This is a genomic window from Rubripirellula obstinata, from assembly GCF_001642955.1.
Lineage (GTDB): Bacteria > Planctomycetota > Planctomycetia > Pirellulales > Pirellulaceae > Rubripirellula > Rubripirellula obstinata.
In genome coordinates this window covers 32014-48731 of record NZ_LWSK01000003.1, presented here as the reverse complement: position 1 = coordinate 48731, position 16718 = coordinate 32014, and the positions used below count along the sequence as shown (strand labels likewise).

At 54.1% G+C, this 16718-nt stretch carries 13 protein-coding genes; 8 read left to right on the top strand and 5 right to left on the bottom strand.

Translation table 11 applies throughout. The annotated features are described in order from the left end of the window. Positions 1-23: 23 nt before the first annotated feature. From RC85_RS01765 to RC85_RS01750, 4 genes are all read right to left on the bottom strand, one after another. The gene (locus tag RC85_RS01765) at positions 24-1037 is read right to left on the bottom strand and encodes a zinc-dependent alcohol dehydrogenase (protein ID WP_068258160.1); all 1014 of its coding nucleotides are present in this window, start codon (positions 1035-1037) and stop codon (positions 24-26) included. 99 nt (positions 1038-1136) lie between these two features. Further along, positions 1137-2189 (bottom strand): aldose epimerase family protein, encoded by a 1053-nt coding sequence (locus RC85_RS01760; protein WP_068258159.1) that lies wholly within the window; start codon positions 2187-2189, stop codon positions 1137-1139. A 4-nt stretch (positions 2190-2193) separates the two neighbouring features. Further along, entirely contained in the window at positions 2194-3363 is a 1170-nt protein-coding gene (locus tag RC85_RS01755; RefSeq protein WP_068258158.1) for an L-rhamnose/proton symporter RhaT, read from the bottom strand. Positions 3364-3436: 73 nt separating this feature from the next. Further along, the gene (locus RC85_RS01750) at positions 3437-4039 is read right to left on the bottom strand and encodes a GntR family transcriptional regulator (RefSeq protein WP_068258157.1); all 603 of its coding nucleotides are present in this window, start codon (positions 4037-4039) and stop codon (positions 3437-3439) included. Between the two features lie 221 nt (positions 4040-4260). Between RC85_RS01750 and RC85_RS01745 the strand changes: the two genes are divergently transcribed. Together RC85_RS01745 and RC85_RS01740 are read left to right on the top strand one after the other, a co-directional pair. Beyond that, entirely contained in the window at positions 4261-5433 is a 1173-nt protein-coding gene (locus tag RC85_RS01745; protein ID WP_068258156.1) for a glycoside hydrolase family 117 protein, read from the top strand. A gap of 103 nt (positions 5434-5536) precedes the next feature. Next, positions 5537-8107 (top strand): glycoside hydrolase family 2 TIM barrel-domain containing protein, encoded by a 2571-nt coding sequence (locus tag RC85_RS01740; RefSeq protein WP_084422270.1) that lies wholly within the window; start codon positions 5537-5539, stop codon positions 8105-8107. 11 nt (positions 8108-8118) lie between these two features. Here the strand turns inward: RC85_RS01740 and RC85_RS01735 are convergent, their stop codons facing one another. Continuing rightward, a complete protein-coding gene (locus RC85_RS01735; protein ID WP_068258155.1) occupies positions 8119-10659 on the bottom strand; it encodes a glycoside hydrolase family 2 TIM barrel-domain containing protein in 2541 nt (846 codons plus the stop codon). Between the two features lie 142 nt (positions 10660-10801). Here RC85_RS01735 and RC85_RS01730 point away from each other — a divergent pair, with 142 nt between their 5' ends. From RC85_RS01730 to RC85_RS01705, 6 genes are all read left to right on the top strand, one after another. After that, on the top strand, positions 10802-11641 hold the full coding sequence (locus RC85_RS01730; RefSeq protein ID WP_068258154.1) for a helix-turn-helix domain-containing protein: 840 nt from the start codon (positions 10802-10804) through the stop codon (positions 11639-11641). A 114-nt stretch (positions 11642-11755) separates the two neighbouring features. Continuing rightward, complete coding sequence (locus RC85_RS01725; protein ID WP_068258153.1) at positions 11756-12067, top strand: 2Fe-2S iron-sulfur cluster-binding protein; 312 nt, start codon at positions 11756-11758, stop codon at positions 12065-12067. An 11-nt stretch (positions 12068-12078) separates the two neighbouring features. Beyond that, complete coding sequence (locus RC85_RS01720; protein ID WP_068258227.1) at positions 12079-13380, top strand: NAD(P)/FAD-dependent oxidoreductase; 1302 nt, start codon at positions 12079-12081, stop codon at positions 13378-13380. Beyond that, positions 13373-14509 carry a cytochrome P450 gene (locus RC85_RS01715; protein WP_068258152.1) on the top strand — a complete coding sequence of 379 codons (1137 nt, stop codon included), beginning with the start codon at positions 13373-13375 and terminating at the stop codon, positions 14507-14509. The genes RC85_RS01720 and RC85_RS01715 overlap by 8 nt, the downstream gene beginning before the upstream one ends. A gap of 119 nt (positions 14510-14628) precedes the next feature. Then, positions 14629-15735: a Zn-dependent alcohol dehydrogenase gene (locus RC85_RS01710; RefSeq protein WP_068258151.1), complete on the top strand. Its 1107-nt coding sequence runs from the start codon at positions 14629-14631 to the stop codon at positions 15733-15735. A 129-nt stretch (positions 15736-15864) separates the two neighbouring features. Continuing rightward, a complete protein-coding gene (locus tag RC85_RS01705; RefSeq protein WP_068258150.1) occupies positions 15865-16668 on the top strand; it encodes an alpha/beta hydrolase in 804 nt (267 codons plus the stop codon). The last annotated feature ends 50 nt before the right edge of the window (positions 16669-16718 follow it).

Genomic DNA, 16718 nt, shown 5'->3' with positions numbered 1-16718 from the left:
GTTCAATGAGTTGAGGAAAGTGTTTAGCTGCACTGAATCAAATACTTGATGCCATCGGGATTAGCGTCGATCCCGTCGAAGGTCGCTTGGACTTGATCAATGGGGCTGACCTTGGTGATCAGTTTGTCCAAATGCAACTTGCCACTTGCGGCCAATGCGATCGCTTCATCAAAGTCCTCTTCTTCGTAAAGTCGAGCACCGATCATCTTGATTTCGGACCAGAAAAACTTGAACAGATTGACGGGTTTGGGTTCCGGGTGAATCGCGACCATCACGATACGACCGCGAACGTTGGGCAATTCGGTCATCACCTCGACGCCGGGTGCCGAACCAGAGACCTCGAACACGCAATCGGCCATTTTTCCGTCGGTCATTTCGCTGACCGCTGCGGGCAGATTCTGCTTGATCGGATTGACAACCTTGATCCCTAACGAATCGGCTAGGTCCAATCGAGTTTGATTGACTTCCGACATGATGACGGTGGCACCCTTGTGCAATGCGACCAGTGCAATCAACAGTCCGATCGGGCCGCCGCCAATGACCACGCAGGTTTCGCCTGGCTTGACTTCGCCCAATCGGACATCGTGGCACGCCACCGCAGCGGGTTCGATCATCGCACCGTGGGTTAAGTCCATTGACTCAGGTAAATGGTGCAGCGTGTAGGCGGGCACCGTCCAAGACGATTGCATTCCGCCAGGCATGTCGATCCCGATGAACTTTAGGTTTTTGCCAACGTGAGCGAATCCGTTGTCAAAGGTTGACGGAGCACCGAAATGCAGCGGACGGACCGCGACTCGATCGCCGACCGCAACCGTTGTGACGCCTTCGCCGATTTCGGCGACAACCGCCGACGCTTCGTGGCCGATGATCTGTGGCATCTGAACGCGTTGGTCCATCGCGCCGTGAAAGATGTGAATGTCGGTTCCGCAGATACCGCAGTAAGCCACTTCAAGACGAGCCTCGCCGGGGCCCGGTTTGATCGCTTCGCTGCTGCTGACGGCAATCGTTCGATCACCCTTGTACTGCGCTGATTTCATGTTTTGTTACTTGGGGGGAATAATAGTAGTGGACGAGGCCACGAGTCCTAGCGGTTGGGAAAGTGGAGGGACTCGTGGCCGCGTCCACTACAGAAGTTCCTAGGTCCAACTGAGTTTGTAGACCGTCATTTCGTCGTACTTCTCACCTGGTTTCAGAACGCTCTTGGGCGCTCCGTCAATGTTGGGGCCATTGGGATACTTGGATGTCTCGACGCAGAAGGCACGGAACTGACCAAATTGATCGCCACTTTCACGCTTCAAATTGTCGGAGGTATACCTGCCGGTGTAGAACAAAGTCCCTGGTTCGGTTGAAAAAACTTCCAATCTGCGACCGGTCGTGGGCTCGTTCACCTCGGCCACCTTTTGAAGCGATCCGTCGGGTTTGTTGAGCGCATAAAAGTGCTCGAACCCGAGCGGCAATTCGTCAAAGGCATCGCCAATCCGCTTGGGCTGGTTAAAGTCGGCGGCAGTGCCGGCAACCGGTGCTTCCTCGCCTACCGGAACATTGGTTTCGTCGGGCACCAGGATGCGATCACTGCTTAACTGCAAAACGTGATCGAGGACTTTGTCTGCGAACCCGTTCAGGTTGAAATAGGTGTGATTGGTCAAGGAAACAGGCGTCGTTTTGTCAGTTTCGGCTTGGTACTTGATTTGAATTTCGTTGTCGTTGGTCAAGCGGTACTCGACGACAACCTTTAAGTTCCCTGGAAATGACTCCTCACCATCGGGGCTATCCAATGACAAAGTTAGTGAAACGGAATCATTGTCCTGTGCTGTTTTGACAACCTGCCAAACTCGCTTATCAAACCCCTTCACCCCGCCATGCAAGTGATTGGGACCATCGTTGGTGGCGACTTGATGATCGGTGCCATCGACGGTGAACTTGCCATCTTTGATTCGCGCCGCGTAGCGTCCAACCAGACATCCGAAATAGGGCGAATTCTTTTTGTACTCGTCAGCAAAGTAGCCATCCAGGGTGTCAAACCCACAGACGATGTCGCTGCGATTTCCGTCCCGGTCCGGCACCACCATCGACGTCACCGTGCCGCCGTAGGTGGTCACCTTGATGGTGACGCCATTGTCGTTTTGCAAGGTGAACAGGTCCACTGCCTCACCATCGACTTCGCCAAAGGGATCTTTGGATAGGTTCACCGAATTAAGCTCCCACTTGGTGCAAGTTCATGAAAGAATTGGCTGCGGTTTCAACTGTGGTTTCGACGGCGGTCGGTTGATCGAGCGTCTGGCCGTAGGCCAACACCAGCACGCCGACAACCATGCAGGTCAGCCCCGTGTAAAGCCATCGCTTCGCCTGCGGTGATGCCTTGGTCCATTCACCCGTCAAGATGCCGCTAACAACCGCGACGACCAGACAGGTTGTATTGAAGATGGCGTAGACCACCACTGGACCGTTTGCACCCAGGCTATCAGCGGCAAAGGCATACATCGCCGAAGCGGCATAGTGAAACACTGCCATGATGAAGATCAAAACAAAGTTCTTCCCGAACGCAGGAGTTTTGAATTTTCCCCAAGCCTTCTTTTTGGACAATTGAATCAGGAAATAGACGGTCATCGCGACGCCGCCGCTTAGAAAGACGGGCAACATCACGGCCATCGCGGTCATCCAGCCTGGATTGCCGTTCGCTTTGACTGCGTCTGCCAGCGGCCCTGCACCGTAGGTAAACGCGACATTGAATCCCGTCGCCAACAAACCACCCGTGACAGCGATCAGAATTCCAATCGCATACGACTTGGGCTTGGCTGTTTCGCTGTCGCCCGCTGATCCTTCACCCGCTGATCCTTCGCCAGCCCTCGCTTCACCAGCCTTCGCTTCACCAGCCTTTAGCGCCATTTCATCTGCTTCGCGTTTCAACCCAGCTTTTCCATTGGACAGCACTCCCATCAACACAATCGCGATCCCGATTAGGATGGCGATCAGTGTTGGCGTCGACGGCAGTGGTTGGCCTTTGGAAATGGCGATCCCCAGCGGCAACACGCTGCCAACTAAAATCACGGTCCCAATGAACAGAGAAAATCCGAGCGACATACCAATGTGATCAATGGCCTTACCCCACATCATCACACCCACACCCCACAGGAAGCTGGACACGATCATGGTGATCAGGATGCTTGAATCAATCTCAGAATAGATTGCCCCGACGCCTTTCATCAAACCGAACGTTGCAATCAAGGGAACCGCAAACATCGTCAAAATGAAAAACAAACTCCACTTGTTTTCTTCCTCAAAGTCGCTGGTAAATTTCCCAGGAAGCGCGTAGAGACCCAGCATGGTCCCCGCAATAAGAGCCGCCAAGATACCGATAAACATAGAGACGAATCTTTCGCGTGAAAGAGAACCGGTTGATTAAAAATGAGGCAGCGCGATCGAAGATGCCTGCTTGCTACTTGATGTTTGCTTTGAGCGCCTTGACCGTTCGCTTCACACTTCGGGCGGACAATGAAGTGAAGATCTCAAGGTGTTCTTGATACGTTTGCTGATAATTGTCATGCCGCGAATACGAAAGCAACATTCGCGAGCAAAGTTGTCGCCAAGCACCCACCAGGTCTTCTCCACCGCAAGCCCTCATGATCGACTCATGAAACTCAATGTCGCGCAGAGCAATTCCGGTCGCCTTGCCAACGTCACACGCTTCTTTTAATCGCTCCAGCGCCGCTTCGACCTTCTGAAACGATTCATCCGTGAGGTCTTGGATCCCGTTTTCCACCACATGTGTTTCGATCTGTTGGCGGATCGACGTAATAAAGGTTCGCTCATCAGGATTAGGCGGGTGCCGCACCATCACCCCACGGTTGGCGTAGTACGCCAGATAGCCTTCCTGAGAAAGATGAATAAAGGCATCGCGAACGGGTCCGCGGCTGACCCCCAAGCGGCTGGCCAGTTCAATTTCACGGAGCATCGAACCCGCTTCGAAGCGTCCAGACACCAAATCATCTCGGATTTGATTCGTCACCTGTTCTCGAACAGTCTTCGGTGAAATGGGCATATTCAGTCCTCTAAGGGCGTGCTGATCTGGTTCAATCCCGTCGTCAGCAGGTCGCTTTGACGGATTTCGGTGGTGTTGGTTTCGCTGCTCAGAGCAGTTGATTCTACGATTGTAGCTGCTATCTTGTTAACAATCAACATATGACCAGACGGCTTTTTGGTGGTTCATCTAGCCGGGATACCCCTCATGCACCCCATGCACTCAGCAATCCGAGAGATCAAATGCGACTGCCAACGATTGCCGTTACCCTCTTTCTTTACTCAACCGCTTGGGGACAGGTTGCGACCCTGCCGACGCCAGAACAAGTCGACTTTCTCGGCATTACCAACCCGGACAAACTCAGCGCAGCATCCAAGCGTGCTCTGCAGTGGCCCGACATTGGCAATGATTGGTACGTTGAATTTGAGACCCAGGACTTGAAGGGTGACCTCGCCTATGAAGAAGGCATCATCCGCCGCGATCCCAGTGCCATGATCAAAGAGGATGGCAAGTACTACGTTTGGTACTCCCGCGGTGTCGGGCCGACTCAAGGATTCGGTGGCGATCACGACAAAGACAAAGTGTTCCCGTGGGATCGATGCGATCTTTGGTACGCCACCAGCGACGATGGCATCACTTGGGACGAACAAGGTCTCGCGGTCCCACGTGGCGAACCGGGCGCGTACGACGATCGGTCGGTGTTCACTTGCGAGATCATGAAGCACGATGGAATGTACTACCTGTGTTACCAAACAGTGAAGTCGCCCTACAACGTTCGCGTCAAAAACCAAGTTGGACTTGCATGGTCCGATTCCCCCAACGGCCCTTGGACCAAAAGCAAAGAACCGATCCTCAGTCCCGCCGCCAACGGCGTCTGGGAAGGCGATGAAGACAACCGCTTCAAGGTCATCAAGAAGGGCGACTTCGATAGTCACAAGGTCCACGACCCTTGCATCTTGCCGTTCAAGGGAAAGTTCTATCTTTACTACAAGGGCGAACAGATGGGAGAAGCGATCACGTTTGGTGGTCGTCAAATTCGCCACGGGGTTGCGGTCGCCGACAATCCAAAAGGGCCTTACATCAAGAGCCCCTACAACCCGGTCAGCAACAGTGGTCACGAGGTTTGCGTGTGGCCCTACAACGGCGGAATCGCTTCACTGATCACGACCGATGGTCCCGAGAAAAACACGATCCAGTGGGCTCCTGATGGCATCAACTTTGAGATCATGTCGGTCATCAAAGACGCTCCGCACGCGATCGGCCTGAACCGTGCTGCTGATACGGAAAAGGAGCCAACTGAAATTCTGCGATGGGGACTGACCCACAAATATCACTCGTGGCACTACCAGTACATTCGCCGCTTTACGTCCAAGACTAAAAAAAGTCACACCGCGCCGGGTGAAGCAAGTAAGTAGCGTCGTCTGAAGAGTAGTCGCACTTCAACATGACGCGCTGTTCCTCAATCTTTCTACGAAGCCAAACAAGGGTTTCTCCGATGCCAAAACAAGGCTGGATCTGATGTCAACCAAAACAACTCTTTCAAATTCCATCAACCGCTTTGCTGACGGTCTTGTTCGATGGTTGGCTTCGATCGTCGTTGGCTTCGTCTGCGTTTCTTGTGATGGTGATGACGGCACCCGAGTGAGTGATTTCAATTCGGGTTGGAAGTTCTCGTTACAAGACGATCCATTACTAGATGATCCAGCGCAGACGCTTCAGTACGATGATTCTGATTGGCGTGTATTGCGGTTGCCGCACGACTGGAGCGTGGAATCGCCGTTCAGTAAGGATTTGGAAGGTTGCGGAGGGTATCTGCCCGGCGGTGTGGGATGGTATCGCAAGCATTTCAAGGTCGATGTTGGCGAGGACCAGCTCGTCTACTTGTGTTTTGATGGCGTTTACAATCGTGCCGAAGTTTGGATCAATGGTGAAAAACTTGGGTTTCATCCGTTTGGCTATTCTCCATTCAACTTTGACATCACGCCGTATTTGAACGCTTCGGGCGAGGACAACGTGGTGGCGGTGAAAGTCGACCACTCGCGGTATGCAGACAGTCGCTGGTACACCGGATCCGGAATCTATCGAAACGTCGATCTTGTCACGACCAACAAGTTGCATGTCCCGGTTTGGGGAACGTTCATTCGAACTCCAACCGTGTCACAGGAAAGTGCAACGATTGAGATCGACATCGACGTCAAGAATGCGTTTGCTAAGCCAAAGTCGATTCAAGTCGTTACCAAAATTTTTGACGATCAGCAAAACGTCGTTGCCCAACAAAGTAGCGACGAGACGATTCCTGCCCAGACCACCCGGACCGCCGAGCAGATACTTTCGGTTGATTCGCCCAAACTTTGGGACATCAGCGACCCGAATCTTTACGTTGCCGAAATCTCGATCGTCAACGAAGGAAGCGTCATTGATTCCTATCGGACGCGGTTTGGAATCCGAACCATTCGATTCGATCGTGACACCGGTTTTTCGATCAATGGCAAACCGACGCTGATCAAAGGCGTGTGCCTTCATCATGCAGCAGGCTTGGTCGGCGCGGCGGTGCCCAAGGGAGTTTGGAAGAGACGTTTTGCAAAGCTAATCGCCGCTGGCTGCAACGCGATTCGAACGGCTCACAATCCAGCATCATCGGAGTTCCTTGATCTTTGCGACGAGATGGGTTTGCTGGTTCAGGAAGAGTTCTATGACGAATGGGACAATCCAAAAGACAAGCGACTGAACATGATGGAGAATCATGATGATCGGATCACGCGCGGTCACGCTGAGTTTTTTCAAGACTGGGCTGAGAGTGATTTGAAGGCGACCATGCTTCGCGATCGCAATCATCCCTGCATTTTCCAGTGGAGTATTGGGAACGAGATCGAATGGACGTATCCCCGCTATCGAGAAGCATCGGGTTACTTCGATGCTGACGCGAAGGGAAACTACTTCTGGACGCCTCCGCATCTTTCCCCCGACGAAGTTCGCAAGCGGCTCGATTCCACCGAGCCGGGGAAGTACGTTCTTGCCGATACTGCGATGAAGCTGTCGCGCTGGACCAAGCAGATGGACACGACGCGTCCGGTGACCGCCAATTGCATTTTGCCATCAGTCAGCCATGCCTCGGGTTACACCGACGCGTTGGACGTCGTCGGCTACAGCTATCGACGAGTCGTCTACGATTTCGCTCGTCGAAACTATCCAGAGAAGATCGTCATGGGAACCGAAAACCTTGGTCAATGGCATGAGTGGAAAGCAGTGCTAGAACGTCCTTTCATCTCGGGCGTGTTTCTTTGGACGGGAGCCGATTACATGGGCGAGGCCAATGGTGCATGGCCGCGGAAAGGCGTGCTCAGCGGTCTGATCGATACCGCCGGATTCGAGAAGCCGTCTTATCACTTAATGAAAACACTGTGGAGCGATCAGCCGCACGTTTACCTAGCGACGCAAGCCTTGGATGATTCGGACTATAAGATCGACAAGGAAACCGGGATCGTTGCGACGGAGCCAGCCGACGCCTGGACCAGGCGAACATGGAATTGGCACAAGGTCAATCGTCACTGGAATTATGAAACGGGTCAAACGATCGTGGCAGAAGTCTACGCCAATAGCGATCGTGTCGAGCTGTTGTTGAACAATCGATCGCTGGGGGTCAAGAGCCTGTCTGATTTCCCCGATCGCATCTTCAAGTGGGCGGTGCCTTTTGAGTCGGGCGACTTGGTTGCTCGTACATCTTCGGCGAGCGATCAACTGCAAACCGCTGGGACACCTCGTTCGATCAAGCTAACGATCGATAGATCCTCGCTTGAAGCGGATGGCAACGATGTCGCTCACGTCGTAGCCCAGGTGGTCGATGAGAACGGCATTGCCGTCCGGTCCATTGAATCCGAAGTAGTCTTTGAAGTGGACGGTGCAGTACGGTCACTCGGCGTTGATAACGGATCAGGAACAACCGTCGTTCAATACCAATCCGATCGGGTGCAAACGCATCAGGGACGTTGTTTGCTGATCGTCCAGTCGAACCAGAAGCCCGGAACCGCCACGATTCGTGCTCGCGCAGGCGAAATGCAAAGCAACGAAATCGAGTTGAGGGTGAAGTGATGGGGTTGCCACTACGGTGACACGATTTTCAATTTCAGCGTATTGCTGAGATTGCTTCCTGCGGACACCGTCAACTTGCATGTTCCCACTTCGTCGCCCGCTCGAATCAACGCGCTCGCTCGCCCGTTGTTCGTCCCAACGGTGCTCTGATAATGAGACTGGATGTTGTTTTCAGATCCGTTGTCGACCGCCAATAATTCGGCAGGCCCCGACAATTGAAACGTGACCGGAGTTTCCAAGTTGGTGATGGGGCGTCCCAGCTTGTCTTGTAGTTGGACCGTGACGCGCACGACATCGTATCGATCCGCGATCAGGATTTCATTGTCGCAAGCCAATTCGATCCTTGCGGGTGTCCCCGGCGTTTCAAGGGAGAACTCTTCGACGGCTTTTCCATCGTTGAAGCCTTTGACGACGAGCTTTCCGCGGTCGTACGGAACCAGCCACTTGATGACATGGTCATCAGGAAAATCCGCCAACGCTTGCCTACCAAGGCTGTTGCCGTCGAGGAAAAGCTCGGCTTGATCACAGTTGGTGTAGACCTGAACGACGATGTCTTCACCGTCTTCATAGGCCCAATGTTCGTTGACGCGATACCATTCCCATCTGCGAAGGTCACCCCAAAGTGGCGGCGGCAGCATCTGCATCTCGAACGACCAACCCGTCGAATCGGAGTAAGAGTACTCGGATTCGGCTGCCGGAGTCGTGACCATGTAGACCTTCGGCTCGTCTTTCCACAAGCATTCAAAAAAGTGTCCTCGCGGCGTCTTGGAACCGGCGAAGTCAAAGAACGCCAGATTGAGTCCCTTTCGTGGCCACGGCCCTGCTTCGCCGAGGTAAGCGAACCCGGTCCAGGCAAACATTCCGCTGACGAAGTCGCGATCCTTGACACTCTTCCATTCTGAATACGCGCCCCAGTTTTCAGACCCGATGATCTTTAGGTCGGGATAGGTTTGATGAGCAATATCGTAGCATTCGGCTCGGTAATTGAACCCAAGGATATCAACGGCGTCCGCATAGCCGCTGGCCGCTGCGATCGCCGGTCGAACGCTGCCACAAGTGACCGGTCGCGAGGTATCCATTTCTTTGACCCAAGCGGATAGCTGCATCGCGGTACTCGCCAGTGGATCGTTGCCACCGGTCAATTGATCGATCACTGGTTTCACCTTTTCAGGATCAAAGACAGGCGGCGTTTCGTGCGCGACGGCATCGGGGTTTAGGATTTTGAAAGCCTGCGAATACTTCGGGAATGTCCATTCAATCTCGTTGCCGATGCTCCAGATGATGACCGACGGATGATTAAAGTCTCGTCGGATCAGATCTTTCAGATCGCGCTGAGCCCACTCATCGAAATACTCGCTGTATCCCCGCGCGATATCCAGACCCTTCGCTTTGTTGTCGCCCACGTAGACGATGCTTTTGTCTTTGGGGATGTGCCACTCGTCAAAAAATTCATCGATGACCAGCATGCCCATTTCATCGCAGACGTCCATCAATTCGACGGAGTGCGGATTGTGAGACATGCGGATCGCATTGCCCCCGATGGACTTGAGCTTCCTAACACGGTCTTCCCAAATCGCTTTGGGTACGGCCGCGCCGACCGCACCGGCGTCATGGTGCAAGTTGACACCTTTGATTTTCATCGATTCGCCGTTGAGGGAAAAACCTTTGTTCGCATCAAAGTTGAACGAGCGAATGCCAAACTTGGTTTCCGTTTCATCGACCACCGATCCATTGAGTTTGACGGTGGTCCGAGCGATGTACAGATTGGGCGTATCGACGCTCCAAAGGTCGGGCATCGACACGGCGATGGTGCTCTCGAATTGTCCGTCAGATTCGTTGGCCACCTTCGTCGCGACGACCGTTCCGTCAGAGTCAATGATGCTGATCTGTAGCTCAGCGTTGTCGCCGTCAGGGCCGACGACGCTTGCCCGTACTTGAACGTCGGCGGAAACGGCGTCCACGTTTGGAGTCGTGACTTGCACGCCCCACTGCGGAATATGGACGGGGGATGTTTTCACCAGCCGGACGTTCCTGTAGATCCCCGATCCGGTATACCAGCGGGAATCCAGATAGGCCGAGTGATCGACCTTGACGGTCATGACATTCGCTTTCTGGCCGAAGTTCAGAAACTCAGTCAGGTCATAAGAAAAGCTGCTGTAGCCGCTGGGTCGAAAACCCAAACGCTGGCCGTTGATCCACACCTCTGACTTGCAATACACACCATCGAACTCTACCCAAATCGTTTTTCCACGATCCGATTCGGGCAGCAAAAAACTCTTTTGATACCAGCCGATCCCACCAGGCAAGAAACCCGTACTCGCGCCAGTGTTTTCTTGTTGGTAGGACTCGATGATGCTCCAGTCATGAGGCAGCCTGATCGCTTGCCAATCAATATCGGAGTCATTCGCGGCAGCGTTGGCGTCCTTGATTTCTCCCAAGTGAAACTGCCAGCCGAAATTGAAGTCATCCGTTTCTCTGGGTGAACCGATCGCATGCAGGCCGGAAAACAGAAGGAAGAGCGACGCAGCGACGAGAAAGAATCGTTTCGACATTGAGTGTCCAGTTCAGGGGGTGAAGACGAACCAATCAATCTACTTTACTGCCAATAATCAACTACGCTTTCGCTCACCGAAAGCTATACTATCTTCACCTCATTGACGGCATGCTCAGTACTTCAGTTTGATAGATACCACCATGAAAATGGTCTACGAAAAAGTCGTCGCTGATGAACAGGCATCGTTCCGCTGCCTGGAGTGGAAAGATACTGACTTCGACTTCCCGCACCATTGTCATCCGGAAATTGAAATCACGCAGATCCTGGCCAGCAGCGGAGAAGTGCTGATCGGTGATTGCTTCGAAACGTATGCTGCCGGCGATCTGACTATGTTTGGGCCGGGCCTGCCGCATCGTTACAAGAATTGGAAGAGCGGCAACGCCCATTCGCGCGTGGTGCAATTCCATCGGGATGCCCTGGGCGAAGGGTTCTTTGACCTTCCTGAATGCAGGTCCATTGGGCAATTGATTCAGGATTCGGCGCGCGGGTTGCGTTTTTCAGAAGCGGCACGCAAAGCAGGCTGCCGCGTCATGACACGTTTATTCAAAGCCCCAACCGGCCTGCTGCGTCTCAGTCTGCTGCTTGAACTGATGGATATTCTCGGTCGCGACCAGCAGCGACGGCAGATGGCAAGCCATGATTTTATGGCACCGAAAAACATCGAACAGGACGAACGACTTCAGCAGGTTCTGACCTACATCGATGCCCACTGGCAGGAAACCATCAGCTTGGCTGATGCGTCCCAAGTTGCCGGCCTCCACCCTCAATCACTTAGCCGCTACTTTCGCCAACGACTGGGCAAGACCTTTCAGCAGTACGTGATTGAATTGCGTCTCAGTCGAGCCGCACGCGAACTGCTGGAAAGCGAGCGAGCTGTATCCGAGATCGCTTTTAACTGCGGATTCAATAACCTCGCCAACTTCAATCGTCTCTTCTTGGCACGCTACAAAGTCGCACCGCGAAGCTACCGCTCAAAGTAAGACGTGAAGATAGTATGCGTTCAGGTGACGACAGGCGTAGAACCACTGGCATGGCGCTTCTACGATGACACGACTGAACAAATGCGATCGTTACCTCTTTTGAAAAGACCATCCATGCCCAAAGTCACTTACGTTACTCCTTCTGGCGACGAGGTTGTTGTCAACAGCGATGAGCCTAACCTGATGCAGGCTGCCGTTACGAATCAAGTCGAGGGAATCCTAGGTGACTGCGGCGGTGTGGCTTCTTGTGCGACCTGTCACGTCCATATCGATCCCCAATGGATCGACAAGGTTGGGCCGGCGACGGACATCGAGCAAGGCATGCTAGAGCTGGAAGACAATGCGACCGATAACAGTCGGCTTGGGTGCCAGGTGAAATTGACGCCTGAACTCGATGGGCTTGTTGTTCGCGTCGTTGGTCAATGAGCGCTGAACCAATGAGCGCTGAAACAACAATCGCTGAGCAGAATGCTGAACAGAACGCTGAGCAGAAAAAATGCGTCATCGTGGGATCTGGGCATTCGGCGGCCCAGTTGTGTGTCTCGCTAACGCATGCAGGACGGTCCGGAAAGATCCCTGTCGAAATCACAGTGATCGGCGATGAACCGCACGCGCCCTATCATCGTCCGCCGCTGTCGAAAACTTATCTCAACCCGGCAGCCCCCGAGCCTTTGCAGTTCATTCGGCCGGAGAATTTTTATCGTGAGAATTCAATCGAGATGCGGTTGGGCAAACGCGTCGAATCGATTGACCGCCAGGCGAAGCAGGTTTGTCTGGGCGGCGAAACGATCCCCTATGACGTCTTGGCACTGGCAACCGGATCGACGCATCGTCGTCCGCCCATCCCAGGCATCGACCACCCGGATGTGCTGACTCTGCAAACCGCTGCTCAGGCCGATGTCATTCGCGATCGGATTCGCAGTGATCGTTGCGTGGTCGTGATTGGAGCCGGTTTTATCGGACTTGAATTCGCCGCCTCGCTGCGCAAACTTGGCGTTCGCGTCGCCGTGCTCGAGCGAATGGAACGCGTCCTGTCACGCGTCACATCGCTTGACGTTTCTCGGTTTTTCGAGGCGATGCATCGTCATCATGGGGTGGAACTGCACACGAGTGTGAACGTGACGGCGGTCGATGAAGTCGAGGGGCGACTGGTTGTACGGACCGAAAACGGCTCGGACTTCACCGCAGATTTTGTGGTCGTCGGCGCGGGGGCCGCACCGAACGATCAGTTGGCCCGGCAGGCTGGACTGGACGTGGACAACGGCGTCCGTGTGAACGAGTACAACCAGACCAGTGATCCGGATATTTACGCGATGGGTGACTGCTGCAATCAGTTTCACCCGATCTACTCGGCACAACTGCGAATCGAATCCGTACAAAACGCACTCGACCAAGCCAAGACCGTCGCTGCCTCGATCTTAGGAAAACCGGTCAAACAGAACACGATGCCGTGGTTCTGGTCGGACCAGTACGACGTCAAGCTTCAAATTGCCGGTGTATCGACTGGCTTCGATCAATGTTTGATTCGCGGTTCCGCCAAACTTGGTGAATCGTTTTCGGCGTGGTACCTGAAACAAGGCCGTCTTCTTGCGGTCGATGCGATCAACGATGCCCGTGCCTATGCGGTTGCGGGCAAACTGATCCCGACCGGAATGTGTCCCCGGCTTGAATTGATCACTGACACCAACATCACGCCCAAAGAACTTCTTCAATCTGCCAAAGAGGAAAGCAATGCCTGAGCATATCGATCCGTTTCGTGAAGACCGCCAGCAGAGCGGAGTGAAGACTGCGACGGCCGAGGGAAAAGAGGTTCCGCTGGTGTTGCGTTTGCAGGACATTCGCAAAACGTGCAAGGACACCAAAACTTTCAGCAACGACAATCCGATGATGATCGTGCTGCATTCCGAGGCCCATGTTCGCAACGTGCGTCAACTGCCGATCGAAACCGATCCGCCCGAACATACGGATTATCGAGCGCTCGTTGAACCGATTTACCGCAAGCCGCAACAGCCAGAGTATCAGGCCGAGATGCGAAAACTGGTGGCTGGCATGGTTAAGAATGCTGCGGCAAACGGTGAGGTCGAAGTGGTGCGGGAGTTTGCCGTGCCGCTGCAATCGCGTGGTCTGGCCCAATTGCTGGGGCTGCCGCAAAGCGAAGCTGAGATCTGGATCGGGTGGGGCGTGCATATCTTTCGCGATGCCCAGCTTGGGTCAAAGGGTTCCGAAGTTGATAAGTACATCTTCAGTAAGTACGAGGAGATGCAAGGCTCCGATGGCGACGATTTCTTCAGCATTCTCAATCGCATCGACTTCCGCGACCGCAAGCTGACGATGGAAGAAAAGCACGGCTATGCCAACATGGCGTTTGCCGGTGGACGCGATACGGTGATCAATACGATCAGCAGTATTCTGGTCTATCTGGCCGAACACCCCGAAGCGATTGAGTTTTTGCGTGAAGACGAGATGCACATCACGACGGCGACCGAAGAGTTCGTTCGCTACGTCAGCCCGGTGACGATCATCTCACGGACCTGTCCCCACGCCACCGAAGTGCTGGGACATCAGGTCGAAGCCGGCGAGCGAATCGGTCTCTGCTGGCCGTCGGCCAATCGCGACGAGACCATTTTCGATAACCCAGACGAAGTCGTACTTGATCGCGCTCCCAACCCCCATGTCGGGTTCGGGTTCGGCGCGCACAACTGTCTGGGCCAGCATCAAGCACGGCTGATTGTTCGGTCACTGCTTCATGAAGTCTGCGACCAACTGGACAAGATCGAATTCATCGAAGCCGTACCAGAAATCGAAGAAGAGTCCTCGTATTCCCGGCAGGTCGGCTATAAGTCGGCACGCATAAAATTCGTTTCCTGAAAGTAGGCCGTGTGGAGCTCCGCGACACACGGCAGTGCGTATTTGCCGTGTGTCGCAAAGCTCCACACGGCCTACGAAATGACGATCACCGAGAAGTTTCAAAGAAATAAGCACTCAGCATGCAATCTACCAAAGCAGCCGTCAGCGATTCCAAGGGAGGCTATTCGATCGAAATCATCGAAGTCGGTGTCCCTGGTCCCGGAGAGGTGGCGGTCGATATCAAGGCCTCGGGAATCTGCCACACCGATTATGATTCCATGACCTGGGATCGACCCGTGGTGATGGGACATGAGGGAGCCGGTGTGGTTTCGGCTGTGGGTCAAGGAGTCACGACTTGCCAGGTCGGTGACCGCGTCTTGTTGAACTGGGCGATTCCCTGCATGACCTGCCCGATGTGTGTTCGCGGCCACCAAAACCTATGCCAAGTCAACAACACGGTGACAGCTCCCGCTCCCGCCCGCGGTCACGCTGATCCTGAATCGACACAGCACCATGGCCGCCCGATCGAGCGTTCGTTCGCGCTGGGAACCATGACCCGACTGGCTGTCGTTCGGGAACAGGCAATCATTCCCATTCATGTTGAGATACCTTGGTCTTCGGCCTGCATCATCGGTTGCGGCGTGATGACGGGTTACGGATCGGCCGTCAATTCAGGCAAGGTCAAGGCGGGTGATACGACCGTCGTGATCGGTTGTGGCGGAGTCGGCCTGAACGCTATTCAAGGATGCCGCATTGCCGGAGCCAAAATGGTGATCGCGATTGATCTCAGTCAGACGCGGCTGGAACTCGCCAAACAGTTCGGGGCCACTCACACGATTCAGGCGGATCGAAACGATGTCGGTCTGCTGCGGGCAGCGAAGCAGGTAGAAACGCTATGCGGCGGAATCGGTGCGGATGTGGCGGTCGAAGCAACAGCGGTTCCCTCGCTCGGCGCAGCGCCTCTGGCAATGATTCGATCGGGCGGGGTGGCAGTACAGGCGTCCGGAATCGAACAGGAAATAAACTTCGACATGAATCTCTTTGAATGGGATAAGGTTTATATCAATCCGCTTTACGGCGGTTGCAGGCCGAACATTGATCTTCCGATCCTGCTGGACCTGTATGCCAAAGGCGACCTGCTGCTCGATGAAATGATCAGTCGGACCTATGCGCTGGAAGATTTGGAGCAAGCATTCGACGACATGCACGAAGGTCGAATCGCCAAAGGCGTCATACTGTTTGATTGAACAAAACCGTAGTGGATCTTGTTAAAGATCCCAATGCAAAACCGTAGTGGATCTTGTTAAAGATCCCAATGCGGCAGGATCTTTAACAAGATCCACTACCTACCGACCATTTCTAGAATCTAAGCAATCATGCCACCATTTCGCACGATTGAAGTTTCCGCTGCCGAATACGAATCGGACAACCTGCGCTACATCACGGTGAAGACACCGAACCTGATCGGACGTGGCGACCTAACCGTGTTTGTGCCGGACCAGGCGGCGAACAACAACACACCGCTGCCGCTGGTCACGTTGCTGCATGGGGTTTACGGCAGTCATTGGGTGTGGTCGCAGAAAGCGGGCGTTCACCGGACCGCTCAGCGAATGATCAACTCGGGTGAGATCCCGCCGATGATCATTGCGATGCCCTCCGACGGGCTGATGTTCGATGGCACAGCTTACCTGCCACACAACGATCGAAATTTTGAGAAATGGATTGTCGATGACGTTCCCGCCGCGGTCATCGAAGCGGGACTGCCGGTGACGTCGGCTTCGCCACAATTCATCGCGGGGCTATCGATGGGCGGTTACGGTGCGCTGCGTCTGGGTGCGGCCTACCCGCAGCACTATGCCGCCTTTGCAGGACACTCTTCGATCACCGACTTCGATCAGATGAAGCTGTTTGTGGAAGAGGATCTTTCACACTATGGCGATCCGGGATCAGCACGTTCGGTCCTGCAAGTCATGCTCCGCAATGCCGACCGGTTGCCACCGTTTCGATTTGATTGCGGCGATCAGGATGAGCTAATCGAGTACAACCGCTCCCTCCACAATGCGCTGGTGAATCAAGGCATTGCCCATGATTTCCAAGAGCATCCGGGCTGCCATGAGTGGCCTTATTGGGCGACCCACGTCGAAGACACCTTGCGATTCTTTGCTGCCCAGCTTGACTAGCAATGTTCGATCAATGATTGGCGTAGTGGACGAGGTTACGAGTCCCAGCG

Excerpts from the sequence above, each read along its gene's own strand:
- RC85_RS01765 (WP_068258160.1), bottom strand. The coding sequence starts at position 1,037 with ATGAAATCAGCGCAGTACAAGGGTGATCGAACGATTGCCGTCAGCAGC.
- RC85_RS01735 (WP_068258155.1), bottom strand. The coding sequence starts at position 10,659 with ATGTCGAAACGATTCTTTCTCGTCGCTGCGTCGCTCTTCCTTCTGTTT.
- RC85_RS01725 (WP_068258153.1), top strand. The coding sequence starts at position 11,756 with ATGCCCAAAGTCACTTACGTTACTCCTTCTGGCGACGAGGTTGTTGTC.
- RC85_RS01705 (WP_068258150.1), top strand. The coding sequence starts at position 15,865 with ATGCCACCATTTCGCACGATTGAAGTTTCCGCTGCCGAATACGAATCG.
- RC85_RS01750 (WP_068258157.1), bottom strand. The coding sequence starts at position 4,039 with ATGCCCATTTCACCGAAGACTGTTCGAGAACAGGTGACGAATCAAATC.
- RC85_RS01745 (WP_068258156.1), top strand. The coding sequence starts at position 4,261 with ATGCGACTGCCAACGATTGCCGTTACCCTCTTTCTTTACTCAACCGCT.
- RC85_RS01755 (WP_068258158.1), bottom strand. The coding sequence starts at position 3,363 with ATGTTTATCGGTATCTTGGCGGCTCTTATTGCGGGGACCATGCTGGGT.
- RC85_RS01730 (WP_068258154.1), top strand. The coding sequence starts at position 10,802 with ATGAAAATGGTCTACGAAAAAGTCGTCGCTGATGAACAGGCATCGTTC.
- RC85_RS01720 (WP_068258227.1), top strand. The coding sequence starts at position 12,079 with ATGAGCGCTGAAACAACAATCGCTGAGCAGAATGCTGAACAGAACGCT.
- RC85_RS01715 (WP_068258152.1), top strand. The coding sequence starts at position 13,373 with ATGCCTGAGCATATCGATCCGTTTCGTGAAGACCGCCAGCAGAGCGGA.
- RC85_RS01710 (WP_068258151.1), top strand. The coding sequence starts at position 14,629 with ATGCAATCTACCAAAGCAGCCGTCAGCGATTCCAAGGGAGGCTATTCG.
- RC85_RS01740 (WP_084422270.1), top strand. The coding sequence starts at position 5,537 with ATGTCAACCAAAACAACTCTTTCAAATTCCATCAACCGCTTTGCTGAC.